The sequence below is a fragment of the Pseudomonas sp. H2_D02 genome (genome assembly GCF_054677635.1).
In genome coordinates this window covers 5,764,732-5,788,954 of record NZ_CP162816.1, presented here as the reverse complement: position 1 = coordinate 5,788,954, position 24,223 = coordinate 5,764,732, and the positions used below count along the sequence as shown (strand labels likewise).

The 24,223-nt window shown below is 60.3% G+C and carries 20 protein-coding genes; 7 read left to right on the top strand and 13 right to left on the bottom strand.

Translation table 11 applies throughout. The annotated features are described in order from the left end of the window. Positions 1-11: 11 nt before the first annotated feature. The 8 genes from AB4N42_RS26520 to yaaA all read right to left on the bottom strand — a co-directional run bounded on the left by AB4N42_RS26520 (position 12) and on the right by yaaA (position 11,775). Entirely contained in the window at positions 12-1,463 is a 1,452-nt protein-coding gene (locus tag AB4N42_RS26520; protein ID WP_030139653.1) for an alginate O-acetyltransferase, read from the bottom strand. 12 nt (positions 1,464-1,475) lie between these two features. Beyond that, entirely contained in the window at positions 1,476-3,065 is a 1,590-nt protein-coding gene (gene algG, locus AB4N42_RS26515) for a mannuronan 5-epimerase AlgG (RefSeq protein WP_198796592.1), read from the bottom strand. Between the two features lie 26 nt (positions 3,066-3,091). After that, a complete protein-coding gene (locus AB4N42_RS26510) occupies positions 3,092-4,576 on the bottom strand; it encodes an alginate export family protein (protein ID WP_460116420.1) in 1,485 nt (494 codons plus the stop codon). A gap of 5 nt (positions 4,577-4,581) precedes the next feature. Next, positions 4,582-6,066 carry an alginate biosynthesis TPR repeat lipoprotein AlgK gene (algK, locus tag AB4N42_RS26505; protein WP_217861308.1) on the bottom strand — a complete coding sequence of 495 codons (1,485 nt, stop codon included), beginning with the start codon at positions 6,064-6,066 and terminating at the stop codon, positions 4,582-4,584. A 15-nt stretch (positions 6,067-6,081) separates the two neighbouring features. Continuing rightward, the gene (locus AB4N42_RS26500) at positions 6,082-7,251 is read right to left on the bottom strand and encodes an alginate biosynthesis protein Alg44 (protein ID WP_030139649.1); all 1,170 of its coding nucleotides are present in this window, start codon (positions 7,249-7,251) and stop codon (positions 6,082-6,084) included. Between the two features lie 35 nt (positions 7,252-7,286). After that, entirely contained in the window at positions 7,287-8,768 is a 1,482-nt protein-coding gene (alg8, locus tag AB4N42_RS26495) for a mannuronan synthase (RefSeq protein WP_407682753.1), read from the bottom strand. Between the two features lie 100 nt (positions 8,769-8,868). Continuing rightward, entirely contained in the window at positions 8,869-10,185 is a 1,317-nt protein-coding gene (locus tag AB4N42_RS26490) for a nucleotide sugar dehydrogenase (protein ID WP_030139647.1), read from the bottom strand. An 810-nt stretch (positions 10,186-10,995) separates the two neighbouring features. Next, the gene (gene yaaA / locus AB4N42_RS26485; protein WP_030139646.1) at positions 10,996-11,775 is read right to left on the bottom strand and encodes a peroxide stress protein YaaA; all 780 of its coding nucleotides are present in this window, start codon (positions 11,773-11,775) and stop codon (positions 10,996-10,998) included. A gap of 239 nt (positions 11,776-12,014) precedes the next feature. Here yaaA and AB4N42_RS26480 point away from each other — a divergent pair, with 239 nt between their 5' ends. From AB4N42_RS26480 to AB4N42_RS26455, 6 genes are all read left to right on the top strand, one after another. Then, a complete protein-coding gene (locus AB4N42_RS26480; RefSeq protein WP_030139645.1) occupies positions 12,015-13,139 on the top strand; it encodes a polysaccharide deacetylase family protein in 1,125 nt (374 codons plus the stop codon). Between the two features lie 334 nt (positions 13,140-13,473). Then, positions 13,474-14,868: a PhoH family protein gene (locus AB4N42_RS26475; protein WP_030139644.1), complete on the top strand. Its 1,395-nt coding sequence runs from the start codon at positions 13,474-13,476 to the stop codon at positions 14,866-14,868. Positions 14,869-15,126: 258 nt separating this feature from the next. Then, positions 15,127-15,600: a cyclic pyranopterin monophosphate synthase MoaC gene (gene moaC / locus AB4N42_RS26470; protein WP_030139643.1), complete on the top strand. Its 474-nt coding sequence runs from the start codon at positions 15,127-15,129 to the stop codon at positions 15,598-15,600. Then, positions 15,597-15,839: a molybdopterin converting factor subunit 1 gene (gene moaD / locus AB4N42_RS26465; RefSeq protein WP_030139642.1), complete on the top strand. Its 243-nt coding sequence runs from the start codon at positions 15,597-15,599 to the stop codon at positions 15,837-15,839. Before moaC ends, moaD begins: the two co-directional genes overlap by 4 nt. 3 nt (positions 15,840-15,842) lie before the next feature. Beyond that, entirely contained in the window at positions 15,843-16,295 is a 453-nt protein-coding gene (gene moaE / locus AB4N42_RS26460; protein WP_030139641.1) for a molybdopterin synthase catalytic subunit MoaE, read from the top strand. Positions 16,296-16,546: 251 nt separating this feature from the next. Continuing rightward, complete coding sequence (locus AB4N42_RS26455; RefSeq protein ID WP_198796588.1) at positions 16,547-17,323, top strand: ABC transporter substrate-binding protein; 777 nt, start codon at positions 16,547-16,549, stop codon at positions 17,321-17,323. A 126-nt stretch (positions 17,324-17,449) separates the two neighbouring features. Here the strand turns inward: AB4N42_RS26455 and AB4N42_RS26450 are convergent, their stop codons facing one another. From AB4N42_RS26450 to AB4N42_RS26430, 5 genes are all read right to left on the bottom strand, one after another. Further along, a complete protein-coding gene (locus AB4N42_RS26450) occupies positions 17,450-18,076 on the bottom strand; it encodes a helix-turn-helix transcriptional regulator (RefSeq protein ID WP_407682752.1) in 627 nt (208 codons plus the stop codon). Between the two features lie 86 nt (positions 18,077-18,162). Continuing rightward, positions 18,163-19,290, bottom strand: a complete 1,128-nt coding sequence (locus AB4N42_RS26445; protein ID WP_407682751.1) for an NAD(P)/FAD-dependent oxidoreductase — start codon at positions 19,288-19,290, stop codon at positions 18,163-18,165. 86 nt (positions 19,291-19,376) lie between these two features. Beyond that, a complete protein-coding gene (locus tag AB4N42_RS26440) occupies positions 19,377-20,324 on the bottom strand; it encodes an ornithine cyclodeaminase family protein (protein ID WP_460115567.1) in 948 nt (315 codons plus the stop codon). A gap of 155 nt (positions 20,325-20,479) precedes the next feature. Next, positions 20,480-21,958, bottom strand: coding sequence for an ATP-dependent RNA helicase RhlB (gene rhlB / locus AB4N42_RS26435; RefSeq protein ID WP_460115566.1), 1,479 nt, complete (start codon positions 21,956-21,958; stop codon positions 20,480-20,482). Positions 21,959-22,056: 98 nt separating this feature from the next. Continuing rightward, positions 22,057-22,713, bottom strand: coding sequence for an alpha/beta hydrolase (locus AB4N42_RS26430; protein ID WP_030139635.1), 657 nt, complete (start codon positions 22,711-22,713; stop codon positions 22,057-22,059). A gap of 472 nt (positions 22,714-23,185) precedes the next feature. On the opposite strand from AB4N42_RS26430, the gene AB4N42_RS26425 reads away from it, so the two are divergent. Next, a complete protein-coding gene (locus tag AB4N42_RS26425) occupies positions 23,186-24,217 on the top strand; it encodes an amino acid ABC transporter substrate-binding protein (RefSeq protein WP_030139634.1) in 1,032 nt (343 codons plus the stop codon). Positions 24,218-24,223: the final 6 nt, after the last annotated feature.

The following is a 24,223-nucleotide window of genomic DNA, read 5'->3' as shown; positions in this document are numbered from 1 at the left end:
GAGACGAGACCTCATTGTCCGATTTGAGCCGTTTGTTGCTCGGCTTGCGGAGATGCGTTGCGTTTGCAGACTTTCGCTTCCACTTGCAATGGCTCCTTGCCGGCTTCAGGCCCTTGGACTTCTAGAGCCAAGAGGTTCTGGGAAGCCCAGTCCTCGTCGGTGCGCAATTGGAAGGCGAAACGCCCGTCGGTTTCGGAGGTGTTCGGTTTTTCGATCTTGATGTCCTCGTGGCGCCCATTCATGTACCAGAGGGTGGCTTGCAAGGTTTTCACCGACGTGTCGGCGAATTGGATGTCGACCTGGTGGCTGCCGTTACGCAGATCCATGTTCTTGCTGTTGACCATCAATTCGTTCTTGCCCGGCTTGAGCTTGGCCTTGCTGCTCATCAATGCCGGCTTGCCTTCGCAACCGTTGTTGTCCAGCAGCGCCATCATCTGGCGGTAGATGGTTTCCTGGTCCAGGCGATACAGCGGCGAGAATTCCCAGATGAGAATCTTCGGTGGGTTCTTCTGGAACTCTTCGCTGCCCAGGTACTGGATCATCGCGCCTTCGAAACCGCCGCCCGGGAAGGCCACGTTGAGGATGTCGGCGCCGATGGCTTCTTCCAGGAAACCGGCGAAGTTGTAGTTCTTGCCGCTGTGGCTGGTACCCACGAGGGTGATCTGCGGGTTGCCGGAATCGCCGAACAGGTCGCCATCGCCAGCCTCGCCCTTGGGCTCGGTGGTGAACTGGTCCATGTACTGGATCGCGTAGCTGGTGCCGCACAGTTGCCCGGCCATGTTGTGCAGGGTGCCGGTCTTGCCCATGCGGCCGGACTTCTTGGTTTCGAATTCACGCTTGGGAATGTCGGCGAAGGCCGGGATCTGCTTGACCTTCTCGGCCACGATCTTCGCCGTGCGCTGGGCACCGTACGGGGTCCAGTGCTGGTCGCCACGGAAGTAGAAGTCGTGGGCCGGCAGGGTGTCGGGCAGGTTTTCGTTGGTCAGCGGTGACAGGTCCGGCACGACGTAACCCATCTGCGCGAAACGACCCAGCATGGACTTGTAGTTGGTCAGGGCCTTTTCGTAGTCGAAGGCAGCCTTTTCCTGGGGGTTGAGTTTGTTGCGGTTCACCAGGCCACGGGTCGGCTGGTAGACGATCACCAGCTCGACGCCTTTTTTCTTGAACGCATCGTGCAGCTGCTGCATGCGCTTGTAGCCGGCCGGCGTGGTGTTGAACTCCGTGCGCAGGTCTTCCTGGGTACGGAACAGCCAGTCGCCCTGGGCCTGTACCAGCGTGGTGAAGTTTTGTTGGTAACGCGTGGTGTAGTTCTTCGCGTCGTGGGCAGCCGGGCACAGGTTGCAGCACGGTTCGGCAGTGAACGTTGGTGCCTTGATTTCATCGGCGCGAGCGCCGCTTGCGGCGGCGAGAATGCCGGCAGTCAGGGCGGAAAGGCCCAGAAGTTTGATCATCTGTGGGTTCATAAAGGTCATTCCTCAGTCCCGCATTTCGGTCTGGCGTTCAACGGGGTCGATCAGCACGGCTTTTTGCTGGCGCACCAGCAGGTCGAGAATTTCGTCCTGGCGTTCGCCAAGGATTCCCGTGAAGCTGATGCCGCTGGATTTGGTCGGCGCGAGCATGGACACGCGGTACAGCTCGACGCTCAACGGCGAGTCGATGGACAGCGGGCCACTGCCGTTGCCGGCCAGTTCGCCACCGACCACGATCAGCGACACTTCGGCGTCGAACGGGTCGAGCTTGATGTCCCGGTCGGTGTCCGACAGGTCCTTGATGTGGCCGTACAGACCGGTCAGGCCGTTGGCCATGGACAGGTTTTCGTACAGGCGGATGTTCACGCTGTTACGAATCCGGATGCCGTGGCGCTGGTTGCTGATCACCTTGTTGCCCCACAACAGGTTGTCGGCACTCTCGTAGAGCGTGATGCCGTCGGTGTGGTTCTTGTAGATCTCGTTGTAGGCGATCAGGTTGTTCACGCTGTTACGGTCGATCACCAGGCCCGAGAGTTTGTTGTCGTAGCTTCGGTTGTTGATGATGAAGCTGTCGTTGACCTCACGGGAAACGATGATCCCGTGCTTCTTCTTGGTCCCGTAGACGGTGTTGTCGGCGATGATCAGCCGGTGCGAACGGTCGTGGGGGTCGATGCCGTAGACGATGTTGTCTTTGTAGGTGTTGCCCTTGATGACAAAGTCGCGGGTCTCGTAGCAGTAGAAGCCGTACCACATGTCCGAGAACTCGGAACCGATGATCCAGCCGGTCGGTTCCGGGCGCTTGAGGACCTTGGCCATGTTCGGCGTGTATTGGGAAATACTCACCCCGTACGACTTACTGTTGGCATAGCCGAAGCTGGCCATCTTGGTGTTGACGATGTAGGTCTCGGTGCCGCCCCAGGACAGCAGGAACGGACGGAACTCCTTGGGCGAGCGGAACGTGGCGGGGCCATTGTCCTTTTCGCGCCAGCCGGTGACCTTGGTGTCGCGGATGAACATCTGGCCATCGTTGACCAGGAACGACCCGCCCTCCTGGGACAGGCGCAGTTCCTGGGTCTGTTTGTCGATCTCGAGGATGCCCTTGCGACCGACGACGATCGGGATCTTCGCCAGGTATACGCCTGGCGAAGTCTCGATGACGTACTTGGGCACTTTCTTGACCAGGTCCTTGAGGTTCATGTAGCCGTCGTCAAGAAAGATGGCCTGTGGGATACCGTGCTGGCGCACCACCCACTCGGCCATCTTGTTGTCGCCGCCGATGAAGTCCTTCAAGGCGTCTTCTTGCATCATCCGTCGAACGCTGACCTTGCCTGCCTTGGTCCGTACGATCTTGGCTGCAGCCGCTTCGGCGGTGTAGCCCTTGAGGTCGGGCAGGGTAGGCGTGGCCAGCTCCAGCGGCGCGGTCGGCGCGCTGCTGACGGTGTAGGTCTTGGCGCGTTGCAGTTCCTTGACCACGTTGCCCGGCTTGGCCACCGGTTCAACGTTGGCGAACGCCGACGAGCCGGCCAGCAGCATCGCTGCGGCCAACAGGCTGATCGAACCTTTCATCGCCTGGCTGTTCCTGAGGTAGCGGTTCATATCGGGCACTCCCATGGTCGTTTGCATCAGAAGCGCCAGATCACGTCGACAAAGGCCCGATGCATGTACGAATCGACCTCTTTGCCGTAGGCGTCGCCTGGCTTGAACACGCCGCCACGAAAGCGCACCAGCGCCGACGGCTCATCGATGGACTGACTCAGCGCAGCCGGCAGCAGGCCTTGCTTGAAGTATTTGGTGACGACCAGGTCGACTTCCTGGCCCAGGTCCTTGTCACCGTCGCGCAGCGGCAACGACGAGGTCGACAGGATGGCGCCGGTCACGTCGTCGGTGTTGTTTTCCACCGCATTGATGCCGTTGCTGCCCACCGGCTTGTTGCCGTCCACGCGCCAGAACTTGTGGTACACCAGGCTGGCGTCGTATTCGTCGCGCAATTGCCAGGAACCGAACAGGCTGGCGCTCTGGGTGTTGGCCATTTCGCCGCGGAAAGCCTCGCCGAAACGGTGGACCCGCGAGCGGGTGCCGGTGAAGTTCGAGCGGTTGCTTTGCAAGCCGTTCTGTTCGTAGTCCTCGCTGGCCCGGGCATACGCTGCACCGACTTGCCATTGCGGATCGAGGCGCAGGCGGACACCCAGGTCGGTGGCCCAGCCGTCGACGTCGTCACTGCGCTTGGCTTGCGCCGGGCGCGTGCCGTCGGCGTTCAGCGCGTTGACGGTGTCGCGGTCGCCGGTCATGCCGGTGAGGCTTGCCCAATAGTTGACGGTGTTGGTGTTGCGCCAGTTGTAGGCGTCGCTGGTGGCCTCCAGGCCGAGCCAGGTCAAGTCACCGTTCTGGGTCTTGTCCAGGGTGTCGGTGGGCTCGCCCGGGGTCGGGTAGTCGAGGCTGCCGCTGTCGTGGCTGTGGTGGGCACGGATACTGGCCCACTGGCCTGGCATCCACTGATAGCCGACGTCGCCATAGACGTGCATGCGGTCCTTGTCTTTTGGAGACAATTCCTTGAGGTCGGTACGGTATTCGCTGAAACGCTCGGCCACGCCGAGGTTGGCCCGCAGCAAGGTGGTGTCGAAGGTCCAGTTCAGGGCTTCGATGTTGGTGTCGCGCCATTGGCCGTCGTCGTTGCGCAGGCGCTGGCGGCCGAACTTCAAGAGTTCGCCCGGATAAGGGGTCAGCCCGCTGTAGCCAATCCAGAATTCGCGCATGGCCAGGTAGCTTTTCTTGGCTTCGCGGTCGCCGCTGTCGGTTTCTTGGGTCGCGCCGTCGGACTGCTGCAGGGTGTCGGTTTCGATGATGTCGGTAGACGTCACGGCCTGGGCCATGGCGTAGGCACTCCACGCGCCACTTTCCCCGTAGACCCATGGGCGCAGGTCCAGGCCGACGCCGTTGACATCGCCACCGCGTTGGGTGCCGAGGTCGCGGTCATCTTCGGACTGGCCGGTGATCTTTACTTCCAGGCCGAAATTCTTGCTTTCGGTCAGCGCCGCCAGGGTCGGGCAGGACCACAGCAGGGCAAACGACAGGCCAATACCAGCCTGCACAAAAGGGTTGAGCTTCAAAAGCTTCATAGAGGTTCCTCGCCGTCATCTTCTTTTAGGGCTTGCAGTTCAAGCGTATCGGGGCTCATTGCGCCGCGAATGGCCTGCTCTTGTTGTAGCAGGCGTTGCGCTTGTGCAAGTTGTTCCGGCGGTAATTGTGCTTCGAGGGTCTGGGCAAGCTCGGTGGCCTGCGGGGTGTTCTGCGCCTTGGCCAACTGGCTGAACACATAGGCGTTGACCGGGTTGGGCTTGGTGCCCTTGCCCTGGGAAAACAGCTGGGCAATGGCGTAGTCGGCGCTGTTCTGGCCGTTGCGGGCGGCCTTGAGCAGGTGGTCCAGGGCTTTTTGCGAGTACACCTGGCCCAGGTAACCACGGCGATAGATCTGGCCGAGGTAGTAATCGGCAGCCACTTCCCGGCCCACGGCTTTCTGGAAATGTGCCTCGGCGACCTTGGCGTCGGCCGGTACCCACTTGCCTTCGTAGTACAGCTTGCCCAGCAACAGCTCGGCACGAGGCTGGTCGGCGGCGCGGCCGTTTTCCAGGTATTGCATCATCTTGTCGACGTCACCCAGTTCCGGGAAGTCGTAGAGCAGTTGCGCCAGGCTGACCCAGGAAGCGGGGTTGCCGGGAGCGATGCCTTCGAGCAACGACTGGGCGGTTTTCTCGTCAGTCTTGCCCAGGCTTTGATCGGCCAGGACGCGGGCGACGCTGTCCACACGCTGGGCCGAGACCACGCCGCGGGCGTGACCGGCTTGCATTTGCTTGATCAGCTCGGCCTGCTGTTCCGGTTGGCCGCGTTTCTGATAGACCGTGGCCAGTTCGACGTAGCATATGTCGGTGGTGGCCAGGGCGGCCTTGCAGACCTTTTCCACTTCGTCCAGGTGCTGGTCGTAAGTGCCTTGGGTGCGATAGAGCAGGATCTGCGCCAGGCCCGCTTCCGGGTAGCCGGCGCTGCGCCATTGGCTGATCTGCTGCTGGGCGTTGACGTTCGGGAAGCTGTGGGGATATTGCAGATACAGCATCGCCAGCGGGATCAGGGTGTTGCCTTCACCGTTGGCGAAGGCTTTTTTCAACAGGCCTTCGGCTTCGTGTTTTTCAGCCTCGGTGGAACCGGGCTTGGCCACCAGCAGGCGACCCAGGCGAGCCTGGGCGCGCGGCGAGATATCGGCGGCGGCGCGGTAGGTCGCCTCGGCCTTGCGCATCTGCTCGGGGTCGCGGCTGTCCACCTGGATATCGGCCAGGCCGACCTGGGCTTCGCTGTAGCCCAGGTCTGCCAGTTGCTGATAGTTCTGCTGCGCCAACGCCGTGTCGCCGCGCTTGAGGGCTTCGTTGGCCAGGCGTTGGTCGGGCAGGCCGGCGCAACCGGCCAGGCTCACTGCCAATGCCAAGGCACAGAGGGTTCCCACTTGGGAACGAGCTTGCGGCGCATCGTCCTGACCGCGTTGATCCTTTCGCGAGCAGGCTCGCTCCCACAGGGTCTGTGGGCTGTTCAGGATTTTTATAATGGTCACGGGCATATCCTCGACTTAAAGACCAACGGCCATGGCTTTGTCGATCAGCCAGTTCAGGCTTGGGCCACGATCGCTGACGACTTCCACCGGACGGCCGGCCAGCGCGCTGTCGAGGGCTTCGTCAGGTTGGATCAGCACACGGATGTCGGAGGACAGGTCGGCACTTTTCAGGCTGGTGCTGCTGACAATCTTGCCGGTGCGGGTGGTGTCTTCGCCGGCAACCTGGAAGCTGACCGGGGTGCCTGGACGCACGTCGCCGAACTGGCGATAGGAGAAGCGTGCCTCAACGTTGGCCTCGGTGCCCCGTGGTACCAGTTGGAAGATCACGTCACCCTTGCTCGCGTACTGGCCGTTGGAGACCAGTTGCTGGGTGACGATGCAATCGCATGGCGACGTCAGGGTGCCGGTCATCTGCTTGCCGAACAATTCCTCGACCTTGGCTGGTTGCAGTTGGTTGTCGTCCAGGTGGCCCTTGAGCACGTCGAGCATGCTGGTGCTGAAGGTCGCCAGCGGGGCACCCTTGGCGGCTACGCCGTCGGCCTTGACGAGGCTCTGCACGGTGCCGTCGCGCGGCATGGTGATGGCCATGCCCGGTACGTTGACGATGCCGGCCTGCGCGTGGCTGACGAAGTACATGCCGTACACCGACTTGAAGATGAAACCGAACGCCGCCAGGCCAACGACGAATACGCCCAGGCTGAAGGTCACGGCGCGCAGGCGACCGAAGGCGGTCATGCCACCGTTGTCATCTTTCTGCTTGCGGGCCTTGGTGAAGTTGTCGCGCTGCAGGGTCGCCAGCACATCGCCGACGCCGACGATGTCGCCGGCCAGGTGCGAGGTGATGATGTGACGCAGTGTCGAGATGTCCCGCGGCTCCAGGTTCTGGAACTGGCAGCCGGTGCGGCCGGTCTGGCGGTCGTAGGAACGGATCTGCAATTCGACGTCCATGGCCAGGCCGAGGTTGTCGATCACGAACTGCAGGCGAGCCTTGTAGGTCTCGCCAACCTTGAGCGGCAGTTGGCCGGCGTTGAAGCACAGGCCGCCGGCCGACAGGTCCAGGACCTTGACTTCCATGGGCGTACGGTCAGGGCCGAAGAAACGCAACTTGGCCGGGATTTTGACCCGGGCGTGTTGGCGTTGGGCTTCGGATTCATGCACTACGTTGACATTCACGGCGGTGTTCATAGGGGCGATTTCCTAGTTAATTCATTCAAGTCCGGTCAGACCATCGTCAGCAGCACGGCGACAAAGATGCTGCCGGCGGAGAAGGTCATGGTCCGAGACGACCAAGTGTTGAACCAACGTTGAAAGCTGGCGAGATCACGGGTCAGGTGGGTGGGCTGGCGGGTCCAGGACTGTTGATCAAGGCGGAAGAACACGTAGATCTTCACCAGGGCACCGACGATCTGGTTGTAATAGAGAATCGCCGGGTAGGCCGGGCCGATCCGGTGTCCGGAGCACGACAGCAGCAAGGTCAGGATCAACCGCGTGATGCCGATCCACAGCAGGTACACCAGGATGAACGCGGTGCCGTACTTGAAGCTGGCGATGATCGCCACGGTCAGGCCCAGCAGCGACGTCCACATCGATACGCGCTGGTCGAACAGCACCACCGAAGTGAACAGGCCCAGACGCCGCAGACCCAGGCCCAAGGCCCGGGAGTTCTGCCGCAGGTTGTTGCCGTACCAACGGAACATCAACTTGCGACTCGCCTTGATGAAGCTCTTTTCCGGTGGGTGCTCGACCGTATTGATCGCCGCATCCGGCACGTAGAAGGTGTCGTAGCCCAGGCGCATCAGGCTGAACCAGCTCGATTTGTCGTCGCCGGTGAGGAATTTGAAGCGGCCCAGGCGCCAGTGTTGCAGCGAGTCGCTTTCCACGTCGGCGATGAAGTCCGGGTTGGTGACCACGGTCGCGCGGAACACCGACATGCGTCCGGTCATGGTCAGGACGCGCTTGGACAACGCCATCGAGCACATGTTGATGTGGCGTTGGGCGAAGCGCAGCTTGTGCCACTCGCTCATGATGTAGCCGCCGCGCACTTCGCAGAACTCGTTGGTGGTCAGGCCGCCGACGTTGCCGAACAGCTGGAACCACGGCACGGTCTTGCGCACCACGCCCTCGGCGAGGACGGTGTCGCCATCGATCACCGCGACCACTGCGCGATCGTCCGGCAGGTGGCGGGAGATGGCGCGGAAGCCGTAGGCCAGGCCGTCGCGCTTGCCGGTGCCGGGGATGCGCACGAAGTCCAGCTTGACGTGCTCCGGCGGGTTCATGCGGGCCCAGAGGCTCTTGACCAGCAGTTCATCGGACATTTCCACGATGGAGCAGACCACGGTGGTCGGCAGCCCGCACTCAATGGCTTCGCGAATCACCGAGCCGTAGACCTGGGCGGTGGTCAGCGCGTCGATGCGGAAACTGGTGACCATCAGGTACACGTGGGACGGGTCCGCCGCCTTGCCCAGCTTGCGTACCTTGCGGCGCAGGTGGGGGTAGACGATGTACAGGAAGATCATGCCGCGCACGAAATGCGTCGCGCCCATGGAGTAACGCCAGATGCCCACGGCGCCGATCAGGAAGATGAAATCCTTGGATTCGGAGTCGAACGTGGACGTGGGCAGCGCCATGGCGATGCCCATCAGTAAACTCAAGTAAAACAGCCAACCGGCGGCCTGAAGCAGGCCGTGCTTTAGCCTGTGCATAATCTGCATCCGTCTCTATCTCGGGCGGGCCTTGTGGGCGGCCCGATGGGTTAAGGCAGGCGAAAGGCCGGCCAGGGCGAGCCCCGGCCGGCTAACAGACTTACCAGCAGATGCCTTCGGTCCGGCCACTCGGGGAGGTGGCCTTGGACATGAAACCAACCAGGTCGATGACCTGCTTGCCTTCCGGTACGTTCTCGGTCAGCGCACGGAACTTCTCGTCGCGGTTGCCGAGAATGATGATGTCGGAGCTGTCGATCACCGCGTCGAAGTCGGAGTTGAGCAAGGACGAGACGTGAGGAATCTTCGACTCGATGTAATCCTTGTTCGCACCGTGGACACGGGCGTATTCGACGTTGCTGTCGTAGATGCGCAGGTCATAGCCCTTGCCGATCAGCATTTCCGCCAGTTCTACCAGTGGGCTTTCACGCAGGTCGTCGGTACCGGCCTTGAAGCTCAGGCCCAGCAGGGCGACTTTGCGCTTGTCGTGGCTGGAGACGATGTCGAAAGCGTTCTGCACCTGGGATTCGTTGCTGCGCATCAGCGAGTTGAGCAACGGCGCTTCCACGTCCAAGGAGCTTGCGCGGTAGGTCAGGGCGCGTACGTCTTTAGGCAGGCACGAACCGCCGAAGGCGAAGCCTGGGCGCATGTAGTACTGCGACAGGTTCAGGGCCTTGTCCTGGCAGACCACGTCCATCACTTCGCGACCATCGACGCCGACGGCCTTGGCAATGTTGCCGATCTCGTTGGCGAAGGTGACCTTGGTGGCGTGCCACACGTTGCAGGTGTACTTGATCATCTCGGCAACGGCGATGTCCTTGCGGATGATCGGTGCGTCGAGCTCTTCGTACAGCGATTGCAGGACGTCGCCCGAGGCGGTGTCGAACTCGCCGATGACGGTCATTGGCGGCTGGTCGTAGTCCTTGATCGCGGTACTTTCACGCAGGAACTCCGGGTTGACCGCGACGCCGAAATCGACGCCGGCTTTCTTGCCGGAGCAGTCTTCGAGGATCGGGATGACCACATTGGCCACGGTGCCTGGCAGTACGGTACTGCGCACCACGATGGTGTGGCGGGTGGTCTTGTCGCGCAGGACAAAACCGATCTCGCGGCACACGGCTTCGATGTAGTTCAGTTCCAGGTCGCCATTCTTCTTACTTGGCGTGCCAACGCAAATCATCGACAGGTCAGTATCGCGAATGGCTTCGGCGAAGTTGGTAGTGCCGCGCAGCCGACCCGTTTGAATGCCCTGCGCCAACAGCTCGCCAAGACCCGGTTCAACGATCGGAGACTTACCAGCATTGATCATGTCGATCTTGTCTTTGGCGACATCTACGCCAACTACATCATGGCCCCGTGCAGACAGGCAACCGGCACATACTGCACCGACGTAACCCAAACCAAATATGCTAATGCGCATCGCATTTACCTCTGTTTTCACGCCATTAAATGGCCGGAGTTAATAGTGTTCAGCGGTCATCGTGCACTCGGAAGTGTGGAAATGCAGGCGCCACAGTGCCGTGTGCAGGCATACAAAGTTCCGAGTGTCTAAATAAGTGCACTCAAGTTGTGCGCAAAGCGGCCTAGTTGTTATGACCTGCCCTGTTATGCAGCCAGTCCTCGTTGGCGGGACGCTCGTGCAAAAGATCTTTCACTTCAGACTCCTGGCAAAAAGCCCACAAAATCAGAAGGTTGGGTGCTCGGGTGAGCACGTTAATAGGGGCGCAGCCTTGGCCTTGTAGGGGATAGTAATGGTGCGTTATCTCCCGTCCTTTAAGGGTGGATCCAATAAGACGACCGTTTCGCTAAGTTGTCGTTACAACTCCGTTACTTCGGACGACGTGCCTTGTAAGTTATCTCGTACACGCTCGGCGAGAATCGTTACGGGTGGTATGAGCCGTGCAATTTCACATAGTTCCGATCCGCTCATCGTGATTTTCGAAATTTTTCGAAATATTTGCCTAGATGGCACTGCTCTCATATTGATAGCACCACCGATTTCGCCCTTTAGTTTCGGGGAGTTAAAGGGGGTAGATAGTTTTGTGCCAGTACTGAAGAAAAAAATCGGTGCCACTACGGAAAAATCTGACATTTGTCGAGTGAAAGAAAAGTTAGCGCGGGGAGTGTTTGTTTTGTTGACGCCAAGAAAGTGGCGAATAGGGCGGGGAAGTTGGATGACAAATTCGGCTTTGATCGAGGCCCCTTATCGGGGCCCGGAAATGACGCTGCGTTATTGCGGGGCGTGGTCGCGCAGGAAAACCAGCTTGTCTGAAGAAGATTGCTCGGCGCTGTAGCGATACCCCTGCACATCAAATTGCTTGAGTGCCGTTGGATCGTTGATGCGTTGTTCAATGACAAACCGGCTCATCAAGCCTCGGGCTTTTTTTGCGTAGAAACTGATGATCTTGTACTGGCCATTCTTGAGGTCCTTGAACTCGGTATCGATGATGCGGGCCTTCAGTGCGCTGCGTTTGACTGCGCTGAAGTATTCATTGGAGGCCAGGTTCAACAACAGGTCGTCGCCCTGGTCGGCCAGCGCCTCGTTCAGCCATTCACTGATGCGGATGCCCCAGAAGGCGTACAGGTCCTTGCCCCGGGCGTTGGCCAACTTGGTGCCCATCTCCAGGCGATACGGCTGCATCAGGTCCAGCGGGCGCAGCAGGCCGTAAAGGCCCGAGAGCATGCGCAAGTGTTGTTGCGCATAGTCGAAGTCGGCTTCACCAAGGCTTTGTGCGTCGAGGCCGGTATAAACGTCGCCCTTGAACGCCAGCAGCGCCTGCTTGGCGTTGGCCGGGGTGAACGCCGGGGTCCAGCTGCCGAACCGCGCGGCATTGAGGCCGCCGATCTTGTCGGAAACGTGCATCAATTCACTGATCTGGGCAGGCGAGAGTTCACGCAATTGCTCGACCAACTCCTGGGAATGATCCAGGTATTGGGGCAGGGTGAAGCGCTCGGTAGCCGGCGGTGTTTCGAAGTCGAGGGTCTTGGCGGGGGAAATCACCATCAGCATGCAAACGTCTCCTTTAAGGGTGCGGCGATTCTAGGGGGTTGTCGGGGTGGACTCCAGCTATTGGGGTGATAGGGGATGGATGGTGAGGCGCGAATTGCCGAGTTTTGTGTGGCGAGGGGATAAATCCCCTCGCCACAGCAAGCTCCCTCGCCACAGAGGCTTATTCGCCAGTTTGCGAAGAGGTGCCACACCAGGATCAGCTATCATGCCGCGCGGGTTTCGTTATGGAGACATCCCTTTTGCGTATCGTCCTTCTACTGTCGGTGTGGTTGTTGAGTTTCGGTGCCATCGCCGCGCCCAATGACGTCGCCACCCTGGACCGCAGCACCTGGCCCGAGCAGCTCACCAACCCGACGCTGTTCGATGTGGCCTCCCGGGCCGAGGTGCTGATGTTTGCCCGGGTGTTGCTGGACACCGATGCCATGGACGAAATCGCCCTCAAGCAATACCTGGGGCTGCGCACGGTCAACATGGCGGCGGTCAATGCCCTGCGCGCGCGGCTGTGGCAGCGATTGCTGTCCAGCTACAACTTTGCCCAGCGAAGCTGCGAACTGGACGCGTCGTTCTGCTATCTGGTGGAAAACATGGCGACCTTGCGGGAAGAGGCGGGCAGGTTTCAGCTCGACGACAACTCGTATTACATCAAGTGGGCCGAGCCAAGCCGGATCTTCCACACCCGGTATCGGGACGAACTGCTGCGCAAGGCGGCGCTGTTTCCCCAGGTCACCAGCGAAATCGAGCGTTTCGGCGATTACGAGCGCAACGGCGAGCAGATGAATGACCGGCTGTTCCTGTTGACCTTCGACAGCGGGGCCAACGTCGCGCCGGACAACACGCCGTGGCTGACAGATTACCTGCGCAAGTCGAACATGAGCGGGACGTTCTTCGTGTTGGGCAAGGACATCCAGGCGCGCCTCGCGGATCGCTCGGTCAATGATCTCCAGACGGTCTATTCCGGGCAGTGCGTCGGTGTGCAGGGTTGGGAGTTTCGTTCCCACAGTTACTGGCAGGATTGGCAGGACTCGGTGCGGCGCAGTGTCGACCTGGTCAAGGGCAAGCTGCCGGAGAATTTCGTGCCGCTGTTCCGTCCGCCCCAGGGGCAGCGCCGGGGTGACGCGCAGTCGTTCTTCCGGAACCAGGGCCTGCAAGTGGCGCTGTGGGATATCGATCCCCAGGACAGCACCAACCGCCTCAAGCCCGAGCAGAGTGCCCAGCGTGTGCTGACCCTGATGCTGTTGTGGCGTCACGGCGTAATCAATTTCAACGCCAAGCAGGATGCGGTCAAAACGGCTATGCCGTGGCTCATCGCGCAAACAGCGCAAAGCGGGATCGGTTGGGAAGATTGCCAGGACGCGTTTCGCTGAATGCGAAAGGCCTGTAAACGTTGGGCTGGAGGTAAATTCGATCGGGCTTTCATGGCGACCGGACTTCCGACTTTAACGGTGCAGCAACGGTACGCCAAGGGTTATTCGTCACTCTGAAAAATAAACTTCAAAAAACCGTCAAAGTGCTTTTTCCTGTCATGTGTTTTGGAGTATCAAGAAGACAGACCGCCGAAACCTGCAACACAGGTGGCGTCTTCCAAGACCCAGTTTGTGTGCAGTTCACCCGAATCGTCGCGGGTGAATTCGGTGGCTACCTCGAGGCGCAGCACTGTCACGGTATTGCGTCGAATGGCCCCCACAAAGGTGACCGAGTATGGATGACCACGGACGTAGCCCTTCCTCCAACCAGCCAATCCTGTATGTACTCGATACCAACGTATTGATCCACGATCCAAACGCGCTGCTGAATTTCGAAGAACACCACGTTGCCCTGCCGATGACCGTCCTTGAGGAGCTGGACAAGCTCAAGAGTGGCCATCACAGCGTAGCGGCCGAATGTCGCCAGGCGATCCGCCTGATCGACAAGACCCTGGGCGACGCTTCTCCCGAAGACGTCGAGCTGGGCGTACCGATCCAGCGCGGCAAAAGCGGTCCCAAGGGCCTGCTTTCAATCCTGATGAGCAAGCGCACCGAACCCAACCTGGTGCTGCCTGAACACCTGAACGACAACATCATCATCAACCAGTTGATCGACCTGCACGCGCGCAACAAGGATCAAGCCGTGGTGCTGGTGACCAAAGACATCAACATGCGCCTCAAGGCCCGCGCCTGCGGGATCGCGGCGGAGGACTACAGCACCGACCAACTGGTCGACGACGTTTCGCTGCTGCCCAACGGCTACCACACCATGACCGGCTCCTTCTGGGACCGCGTGAGCAAGGTCGAAACCCGCCAGGACCATGGTCGCACCTGGCACCAGGTGCAACTGATCGACAACCTGCCGGCGGTGCACATCAACGAATTCATCATCGACGAACAAGGCTTCGTCGGCTGGATCAAGGAAATCCAGGTCGACAAACTGCTGATCCTCGATTTGCATCAGGAACCCTTGCTGCACCAGGAGGCGTGGGGCCTCAAGCCTCGGGACATCTACCAGAGCCTGGCGCTGTTCGCCTTGCTCGACCCGGATATCCACCTGGTCAACCTGTCCGGCGCCGCCGGTTCCGGCAAGACCATCCTGGCCTTGGCCGCCGCCATCGAACAGACCATGGTCAGCAAGCGCTACCGGCGCATCATCGCCACCCGCAGCGTGCAGGGCCTCGACCAGGAGATCGGCTTCCTGCCCGGCACCGAAGCGGAAAAAATGGAACCGTGGCTGGGTGCGATTACCGACAACCTCGAAGCGTTGCACATGGACGACGAGAGTACCCATGGCAGCGTCGACTACATCCTCAGCAAAGTGCCGTTGCAGTTCAAATCCCTCAACTACATCCGGGGCCGCAGCTTCCAGCAGAGCCTGATCCTGATCGACGAATGCCAGAACCTGACCCCGCACCAGATGAAAACCATCATCACCCGTGCCGGCGCCGGTTCCAAAGTGGTGTGCCTGGGCAACCTGGCACAAATCGACACCCCTTACCTGTCCGCGACCAGCTCCGGGCTGACCTACCTGACCGAACGCTTCAAGGATTTCCCCAACGGGGTCCACATCACCCTGCAAGGCGTACCGCGCTCGATCCTGGCCGAATACGCTGAATCCCACCTGTAACTCCAGCCAAACCGGGCGACCACAAGTCGCCTGGTTTTTTTATGGCGATACGAAACCTCTTGTGGGAGCGAGCTTGCTCGCGATAGCGGTGTATCAGATAAAAATAAGTACCTGACCCACTGTCATCGCGAGCAAGCTCGCTCCCACAAGGGTTTTGCTGTGACTTCAGAATCCAAGATGGAAGCAGGTGCGACAATCAGCCCTGCCGGAATCTGACCCACGGGTTTACAATCGACGCTCCTGATCAGGAGTAACCCTGTGCTGACTCATCTCGATTCCCAAGGTCGCGCCAACATGGTCGACGTGACCGACAAGGCCGTGACGTTCCGTGAAGCCACGGCTGAAGCTTTTGTGCGCATGTTGCCCGATACCCTGCAAATGATCGTCAGCGGCGGCCATCCCAAGGGCGATGTGTTCGCCGTTGCGCGCATTGCCGGTATCCAGGCGGCGAAGAAAACCAGCGACCTGATTCCGCTCTGCCATCCGCTGATGCTCACCAGCGTCAAGGTCGAGCTCAATGCCGAAGGCGAGGACCGGGTACGCATCGTTGCCCGTTGCAAGTTGTCGGGCCAGACCGGTGTGGAAATGGAAGCGCTCACCGCCGCCAGCGTCGCCGCGCTGACGATCTACGACATGTGCAAGGCCGTGGACCGTGGCATGACCATCGAAGGCGTGCGGGTGCTGGAAAAGCTCGGCGGCAAGAGCGGCCATTTCCAGGCGGATGCCTCATGAAAATCACCGTGAAATTTTTTGCTCGCTACCGCGAAGCGCTTGGCGTGGACTCGGTCAAGGTGGAAGGCGATTTTGCGACGGTCAACGACGTCCGTGCGTTGCTCGCGCAGCGTGACGGCGCCGAGGTGCTCACCGAGCAAAACCTGATGTGCGCACGCAACGAAGACCTGTGCCAACTCGACGAGCCTTTGGCCGACGGCGATGAAGTCGCGTTCTTCCCGACTGTGACAGGAGGCTGAGCCATGGCGATTCGGGTGCAGGCCGAGCCGTTCGATCCCGGGACCGAAGTCAACGCGATGCACGCGGCGAATGTCGGCGTGGGAGCGGTGGTGAGTTTTGTTGGCTACGTGCGCGACTTCAATGACGGCCTCGATGTGTCCGGGATGTTCCTGGAGCATTACCCAGGCATGACCGAGAAGGCCCTGGGCAAGATCGCCATCGAGGCCGAGCAGCGCTGGCCATTGCTCAAGCTCGAGGTGTTGCATCGCATTGGTGCCCTGGAACCGGGGGAGCCGATCGTTTTTGTCGGTGCTGCCAGCGCCCATCGCCAGGCAGCGTTCGACGCCTGCGCCTTTGTCATGGACTACCTCAAGACCCGCGCACCGTTCTGGAAAAAGGAAAACACCGTCGATGGCCCGCGCTGGGTGGAAGGGCGGGACAGTGATCATGCAGCGGCGGATCGCTGGAAGCAGTAGGTAATCTGTTGTTTTTTCGCAAGGCATAAGTCGCTATCGCGAGCAAGCTCGCTCCCACACTGGATCTTTGTTGTACACAGGTCCCTTGTGGGAGCGAGCTTGCTCGCGATGAGGCCTGCAGCCTCCCATCACTTTCCACTATTTCCCCAATTGACGATATGTACATTAAAGTCCAGTATGGATTTATAAGTACAAAGTAGTCGCGTTCACCTTTCTCTGCCAAACCAACAACAACCCGCGAGAGAACGACCATGAAAAAACTCCCCCTTATCACCGGCCTGGCCTTGAGCCTGTTGGCCTCCAGCACTCTGTTTGCTGCCGATAAAACCTTGCGCATCGGCATCGAGGCGGCTTATCCACCGTTTGCCTCCAAGACTTCGGAAGGCAAGATCGAAGGTTTCGACTACGACATCGGCAACGCCTTGTGCGCGCAGATGCAGGTCAAGTGTGAGTGGATCGAGGGTGAGTTCGACGGGCTGATCCCGTCCCTCAAGGTGAAGAAGATCGACCTGGCGCTGTCGTCCATGACCATCACCGAAGAGCGCAAGAAGTCGGTGGATTTCACCCACAAGTACTATTTCACTTCGTCGCGGCTGGTGATGAAGGAAGGCGCTGTAGTCGATGATCAGTACGCCAGCCTCAAGGGCAAGACCGTGGGTGTGCAGCGCGCTACCACCACGGATCGTTTCGCCACGGAAGTCTTCGAGCCCAAAGGCGTGACGGTCAAGCGCTACAGCAATAACGAAGAAATCTACATGGACCTGGCGTCGGGGCGCCTGGACGCGATTTTTGCAGACACCATCCCGCTGGAAGACTTCCTGTCGATGCCTCGCGGCAAGGGTTACGCGTTTGTCGGGCCGGAGCTCAAGGATCCGAAATACGTCGGTGAGGGCGCCGGGATCGCGGTGCGCAAGGGCAATACTCAATTGGTGGCGGATTTGAACAAGGCCATCGATGGGATTCGGGCCAATGGCGAGTACCAGAAGATCCAGGCCAAGTATTTCAAGTCGGATATCTACGGTGACTGATTAATCATCTTCGCGAGCAAGCCCGCTCCCACAGTGGCTCTTCGTTATACACAATGTTTGTGTCCGACACAGATCCCCTGTGGGAGCGAGCTTGCTCGCGATGAGGTCAGGCCAGGCAACAAAACCTCAGCCCTTCAATTCCTTCAAATGCTTGTACACCGTCGCCCGCCCCATGTTCAGCACATTGGCCACATAGTTGGACGCGCTCTTGCCCTTGAACGCGCCTTCGGCGTGCAGCGCCAGCACCAGTTCGCGTTTGTGGTCGCGGGTCAGCAGGTTCAGGCTCAATTGACGCTCGCGCATCCAGGCGTGGAGGAAGGTGTTGATCCGCTCCTGCCAATCATCGCGAAACAGCGAGTCGGGCTGCGCAATCAATTTGTTCGGTGACAGGAACAGGTCCAGCGCCGCCTTGGCGTTTTCGAACAGCGAAATGTTCAGGTTGATGCACAAGACTGCCAATGGGTGGCCCTTGGCGTCTCGCAGCACGCTGCTGAGACTGCGGATCTTTTGCCCGTCCCAATTCAACTTCTCGTAAGGCCCGATGTTTCGTTCGCTGACGTCTTCGCTGAGCATGTCTTCCAGGGATGAGTCATCGCCAATTTCGCGCTTGGACAGGTTGTTGGCGATGTAATCGACCCGTTGCGTGCGCAGGTCATGCAGCACCACTTCGGCGTGGGGGTAGAAAAGCGTGGCGATGGCATCGGCGATGGTGCGGAAGTTATCCAGCGCCGGATCGGCTAGCGGGGCATTCATGACAGACTCCAGGCGGTCAGCGCCCCGTGGAGCAGGGGCGCGAGGGAGTGTGCCGCAATCTTGGCGATGCGTCACCTCGGTAAAAGTCAGCCCAGGCGCGCGGGCGATAGCATTGCGGCGTTCAAGCCGAAACGGGCGAGGCCGTCGGGCAGCGGTTCTTCGCGTACCAGCGCCGCGCTGGCCTGGCCCATGGCCGGGGAGGTCTGGATGCCATAGCCGCCCTGGGCCGCGACCCAGAAAAAACCGGGTACCTGCACATCAAAACCGGCCAGCAGATCTCCGTCATGCACAAAGCTGCGCAACCCGGCCCAGGCGCGGGTCGGGCGGCGGATGGTCAGCGTGGTGGCTTCTTCGATCTGGTAGATGCCCATGGCGATGTCCAGCTCTTCGGGCTGCACGTCGTGGGGCTCGACCGGGTCGGCATTGGCGGGTGAGCCGAGGAACATGCCGGCGTCCGGTTTCATGTAGAAGGATTCGTCGAGGCTCACGAGCATCGGCCAGTCATGAATGTCCACGCCCTCGGGGCCGGCAAAAATGAACGCTGCCCGCCGCTTTGGTTGCAGGCCCAGCTTGCGTGCGCCGGCCATCTCAGCCACTTGGTCGGCCCAGGCGCCGGCTGCGTTGACCAGCACGGGTGCGCGGAAGGTCTGGCTGGCGGTCCTGACCTGCCATTGCCCTTGATCGTCGCGGATCAAGTCGAGCACTTCGCTGTCGGTGTGCACTTCGCCGCCGCTGCGACGAATGCCTCGCAAGTAACCCTGGTGCAGCGCATCGGTGTCGATGTCGCAGGCGGTGGGGTCATAGATCGCGCCATGGACTTTATCTCGGCGCAGGATCGGTAGCCGCACGCAGGCTTCTTCGGCATTGAGCAGCTGCATCTGCGGTACCGTGGCCTTGGCACTGAGGTATTGGTTGTTCAGTTCGGCCGGGTCACCGGTGAAATCAACGGTCATTTCGCCGCGCGGTGTGAGCAACGGGTGCTCGCAGAAGCCGGTTGGCGGGGCGTCGAAAAAATCCCGGCTGGCTTGGGTCAGCGCGCGCACCTGTGGTGTGCCATAAGCGGCGGTGTACAGCGCCGCCGAACGGCCGGTGGAATGGTAGGCCGGGTGCGATTCGCGTTCAAGCACGATGACCCGGCCGTGGGGCGCCAGCCAGTAGCCGGTGGAAGCACCGGCGATGCCGCCGCCGATGATGATGAAGTCTGCTTGTGTCATGAAGCTCTCCTGTCGAGCGCAGTGCCGGGAGTTTCCGAGAACCTGTGGGAGCGAGTCTGCTCGCTCCCACAAGGGAAATGGGCGTCTCAGTTATGAAGTCGATACAGCGCATTCGCCAGCGCAACATCCTCCAGCCCCAACCCAATGGAACGGAAGAACACATGGCGTTCAAAGTTCGGTCGCGCCACCCGTTCGCTCAGCAGCTCGGGCAAGTCACCCACAATGCTTGAAGATTCCCAACCATGCTGTTCAGCGGCGATCAACATCTCGCCAGCCGAGCCCGGGGTGGTCTGACGATAATCGCAGAACACGTCCATGTCGTTGAGGCTCGGGGGCGGCACTTCATGGGCGCGCGGGGCGTTGGTGCTGATCGATGTGATCAACGCCGGTTTGCCGAGTGTCTGCGGGTCGAGCACTGCCTTGCCGGATGAGGTGCAGAGCATCACCACATCGGCGTCGTGCAGTGCCGCTTCAAGGGTGTCGGTGATTTGCAGGCGCGGGTCCAGGTCGGTGAGCGAGGCCAGTACTGCTGGCGACTTGGCCTTCAGGCCCGGCGAATAGAGACTGATGGCTTGCCAATCCCGCAGCCCCTTGACGTATTGCACATGGGCCCGCGCCACTGCGCCGCTGCCGATCACTGCCAGGCGCTTGGCCTTGAGTGGGGCGAGGGCGTCGACGGCGACGGCCGTGGTGGCGGCGGTGCGGACCGTCGTCAGCTCGGCGGCATCGCACAACAGCAGCGGTTGGCCGGTGCGCATCGACATCAGCAACGTCCAGGCGGTGACCAATGGACCCTGTTCGCGGACGATATAAGGTGATGTCTTGACACCGTAGACCTGGTCTTCAGCCAGCACGCCCAGGTAATTGATGAAATCCCCGGCGCCTTGGGGGAACTCCACCCATTGCTGGGGCGGCTGCACGGCTTGCCCGGCGGCGAGACCGCGGAACAGCTTGCGAAGGATTTGCAGCACATCGACGTTTTCGAGCAGCGCTCGGGCCTGGGCTTGGGTCATGACATGAGGCGTGCTGGTCATCGTGTGCTCCGGATGCCTGAGTTAAACTAATTTGTCCATTATGGACTTTTAGTTTATTCGAGCAATATCCCAAGGCAAAAAAAAGCGCAGCCTGTATTGGCTGCGCTGATCGTTCCCGCGCTCTGCGTGGGAATGCCTCAATGGACGCTCTGCGTCTAAGGCCGTTTGCGCTCGACCGGTCGCAACAGATGAGTCGGTGGCATCTCGCAGCTGATCTTGCGACCCAGCAGCGCTTCGATCGACGGCAACTGGTAGGAGTCGTCTTCGCCGACGAAGCTGATCGAAACCCCCGCGGCTCCGGCACGACCGGTGCGGCCAATGCGATGCACGTAGTCGTCCGGCACTTCCGGTAAGGTGAAGTTGATCACATGGCTGATGCCATCGATATGGATGCCGCGACCGGCCACGTCGGTGGCGACCAGCACGCGGATCTTGCCTTCGCGGAAACCTTCGAGGGTCTTGATGCGCTTGTGCTGCGGTACGTCGCCGGAGAGCTGGGCGGCGTTGACGCCATCGCGCACCAGGCGTTCTTCGATACGGCGTACTTCGTCCTTGCGGTTGGCGAATACCATCACCCGCTCCCAACCGTTGTCGTTGACCAGGTTGTAGAGCAGCTTGTACTTATCGGCACCGGCAACGGCGTAGATATGCTGCTCGACGTTCTCGCTGGCGACATTCTCGGCTTCGATCTCGACGATGGCCGGATCGGTGGTCCACTGCTTGGCCAGGTTCATCACGTCTTCGGTGAAGGTGGCGGAAAACAGCAGGGTCTGGCGTTCGCTTTTCGGTGGGGTCTGGCGAATGATCTGGCGCACCTGCGGGATGAAGCCCATGTCGAGCATGCGGTCGGCTTCGTCCAGCACCATCACCTCGACCATGTCCAGGTGCACGTCGCCGCGCTGGTTGAAGTCCAGCAGGCGACCGGGCGTGGCCACGAGGATGTCGCAGTGGCGGGCTTCGAGGTGCTTGAGTTGCTTGTCGAAATCCATGCCGCCCACGAACGTCATCACGTTCAGGCCGGTGTACTTGGTCAGGTCGGCGGCGTCCTTGGCGATCTGTACCACCAGTTCGCGGGTCGGCGCGATGATCAATGCCCGCGGTTCGCCCATGTAGCGTTCCTTGGGCGGCGGAGTCTGGAGCAACTGGGTGATGATGGAGATCAGGAACGCGGCGGTCTTGCCTGTACCGGTCTGGGCGCGGCCGATGGCGTCTTTGCCGGCGAGGGTGTAACCGAGCACCTGCGCCTGGATCGGCGTGCAATAGGGGAAACCCAGGTCCTGGATGGCGTGCATCAGTTCAGGGGCGAGCTTGAAATCGTGGAAGCGGGTCTTGCCTTCCTGGGGTTCTACGACGAAATCTTCAAGCTTCCAGGCAACGACGGGCGGTTTTGGTGCGCGTTCGCGGCGCGGCCTTGGCGTTTCGCTACGTGGCTTTTCCTGGGCCGGTACGGCGACAGGCTGGCCAGCGGGTGAGGTCGTCGGCGTTGTCATGGCCTGCGCAACCGGCGGAGCGGTCCGGCGCGGTTGTTGCGCATCGGTGCGGCTCTGGGCTTGGACTGGCGCGCTGGAAACGGGCGCGAGCTGCTCGGCCTCGCTTTTACCGAACATCTTCTTGAGTGCTTTGAGCACGGTCATCTCATCGATTGGTTAAGGAATGTACGCCGGCCAGTGTAATGCAAGAAACGGGCGCGGCGTAGTGTGATCATCAAAGCGCTGGCGTGGCGATTTGCCTCTTAGCGCAGCCGTTCGGCCAGCCAGGTGCCGATGTCGCGAATCTCCTCGGGTAACACTTCGTGGCCCATTGGGTATTCCTGCCATGTCACGGTGACACCATGGAGCTTCAAATACTCCTGGGCGGTCCTGCCCATGGGGTTGAGTACCACTTCATCGTATTGCCCGTGCAGCGCCAGGACCGGGATGCGTTGTTGACTGGCAGACAACTGCAGCTCTTCGCTGAACGTTGGCGCGTAGGTGGACAGGGCGATCACGCCCCCCAGCGGCCCCTGCCATTTCACAAAAGCGGTGTGATAAACCACCGCGCCGCCCTGGGAAAACCCCGCCAGGAAAATCCGCGAGGCGTCTATTCCGCTGGTTCGCTGGGTGTCGATGAGGTCGATGACTCGCTGCGCCGAGGCCTCCAACTGATCTTCGTCAATGGCTCGGGCCGGGCTCAGGGCGCGGATGTCATACCAGCTGGGCATGGCATAGCCGCCGTTGATCGTTACAGGCTGGGTCGGTGCCTGGGGCAGAACGAAGCGCGTCGTGAGCAGGCTTTCCTGCAACATTTCTGCGACCGGCAGGAAGTCAAAACGATCGGCGCCCAGGCCGTGGAGCCAGATAACGCACGCATCGGCGGTGCGGGAGGGCTCGAGAATCAAGGGGTCGGTCATGGTGTGCTCCAAAAATGTGCGGGCGCGCTCAATCAGTGCGTGATTACGGTGCAGCCCTGGTGTCTCAGTTAATTAGATGTCGCAATACTACAACTTTTTGTCTTGACCTCTTCAGTAAGGGGCAAGCGCAGCGGTGTGGTACGGGCTTTGCTATGGGTGTAGCTGAGTGATGATTCTTACGCTGCGCGGTAACACTATCAGCTCGACGCGACGCATGGGATATCAGAAATCCGGTGATGGATGTTCGCCAATAGCCGCTACGGGCTTCGCGAACGTGAAGGGCTACAGCCCGTTCGGCCGATTGGTGAGAAGTGAGCAGCCCCACTGTTTATTGGCGCTCTCATTAATAGACTCATAGCGAAGGCCCAGACGTCGGTTGACCCTAAAAAAAGCCAACAAGGGTCGGCAATGCCTCAAAAGGGTGCGACAGGGCTCGAGCTCCGACACAACAAGAGCAAAACTGGAGGTTTGAATGAAGTTACTGAAATCCACCCTGGCAGTCGTGACTGCAGCAGCAGTCCTCGGTGTCAGCGGGTTCGCTCAGGCGGGTGCAACCCTGGATGCCGTGCAGAAGAAAGGTTTTGTGCAATGTGGTGTAAGTGACGGCCTGCCGGGTTTCTCGGTGCCTGATTCCACCGGCAAGATCGTCGGTATCGATGCTGACTTCTGCCGTGCCGTTGCCGCAGCAGTGTTCGGCGATGCAACCAAGGTCAAGTTCAGCCAGTTGAACGCCAAGGAGCGCTTCACCGCGCTGCAGTCCGGCGAAATCGATCTGCTGTCGCGCAACTCCACCATGACCAGCTCCCGCGATGCGGGCATGGGCCTGAAATTCCCAGGCTTCATCACCTATTACGACGGCATCGGCTTCCTGGCCAACAGCAAACTGGGCGTCAAGAGCGCCAAGGAACTGGACGGTGCAACCATCTGTATCCAGGCCGGTACCACCACCGAGCTGAACGTTTCCGACTACTTCCGCGCCAATGGCCTGAAGTACACCCCGATCACTTTCGACACCTCCGATGAAAGCGCCAAGTCGCTGGAATCCGGTCGTTGCGACGTGCTGACCTCCGACAAGTCCCAACTGTTCGCCCAGCGCAGCAAGCTGGCTTCGCCGAAGGACTACGTGGTGCTGCCGGAAACCATTTCCAAGGAGCCACTGGGTCCGGTCGTGCGTAACGGCGACGACGAGTGGCTGGCCATCGTTCGTTGGACTGGCTACGCCATGCTCAACGCTGAAGAGGCAGGCGTGACTTCGGCAAACGTCGAAGCCGAAGCCAAGTCCACCAAGAACCCAGACGTCGCTCGTATGCTGGGCGCTGATGGTGAATACGGCAAAGATTTGAAGCTGCCGAAAGACTGGGTCGTGAAGATCGTCAAGCAAGTAGGTAACTACGGCGAAATGTTCGAGCGCAACCTGGGCAAGAAGACTCCGCTGGAAATCGATCGCGGCCTGAACGCTCTGTGGAACGCAGGCGGCATTCAATACGCACCACCAGTGCGCTGATGGTTC

Coding starts and splice junctions, on each gene's coding strand:
- AB4N42_RS26430 (WP_030139635.1), bottom strand. CDS start 22,713: ATGACCGACCCCTTGATTCTCGAGCCCTCCCGCACCGCCGATGCGTGC.
- AB4N42_RS26425 (WP_030139634.1), top strand. CDS start 23,186: ATGAAGTTACTGAAATCCACCCTGGCAGTCGTGACTGCAGCAGCAGTC.
- rhlB (WP_460115566.1), bottom strand. CDS start 21,958: ATGACCGTGCTCAAAGCACTCAAGAAGATGTTCGGTAAAAGCGAGGCC.
- AB4N42_RS26440 (WP_460115567.1), bottom strand. CDS start 20,324: ATGACCAGCACGCCTCATGTCATGACCCAAGCCCAGGCCCGAGCGCTG.
- AB4N42_RS26455 (WP_198796588.1), top strand. CDS start 16,547: ATGAAAAAACTCCCCCTTATCACCGGCCTGGCCTTGAGCCTGTTGGCC.
- moaE (WP_030139641.1), top strand. CDS start 15,843: ATGGCGATTCGGGTGCAGGCCGAGCCGTTCGATCCCGGGACCGAAGTC.
- AB4N42_RS26445 (WP_407682751.1), bottom strand. CDS start 19,290: ATGACACAAGCAGACTTCATCATCATCGGCGGCGGCATCGCCGGTGCT.
- AB4N42_RS26520 (WP_030139653.1), bottom strand. CDS start 1,463: ATGAACCCACAGATGATCAAACTTCTGGGCCTTTCCGCCCTGACTGCC.
- AB4N42_RS26450 (WP_407682752.1), bottom strand. CDS start 18,076: ATGAATGCCCCGCTAGCCGATCCGGCGCTGGATAACTTCCGCACCATC.
- alg8 (WP_407682753.1), bottom strand. CDS start 8,768: ATGCACAGGCTAAAGCACGGCCTGCTTCAGGCCGCCGGTTGGCTGTTT.
- AB4N42_RS26490 (WP_030139647.1), bottom strand. CDS start 10,185: ATGCGCATTAGCATATTTGGTTTGGGTTACGTCGGTGCAGTATGTGCC.
- yaaA (WP_030139646.1), bottom strand. CDS start 11,775: ATGCTGATGGTGATTTCCCCCGCCAAGACCCTCGACTTCGAAACACCG.
- AB4N42_RS26475 (WP_030139644.1), top strand. CDS start 13,474: ATGGATGACCACGGACGTAGCCCTTCCTCCAACCAGCCAATCCTGTAT.
- moaD (WP_030139642.1), top strand. CDS start 15,597: ATGAAAATCACCGTGAAATTTTTTGCTCGCTACCGCGAAGCGCTTGGC.
- algG (WP_198796592.1), bottom strand. CDS start 3,065: ATGAACCGCTACCTCAGGAACAGCCAGGCGATGAAAGGTTCGATCAGC.
- AB4N42_RS26500 (WP_030139649.1), bottom strand. CDS start 7,251: ATGAACACCGCCGTGAATGTCAACGTAGTGCATGAATCCGAAGCCCAA.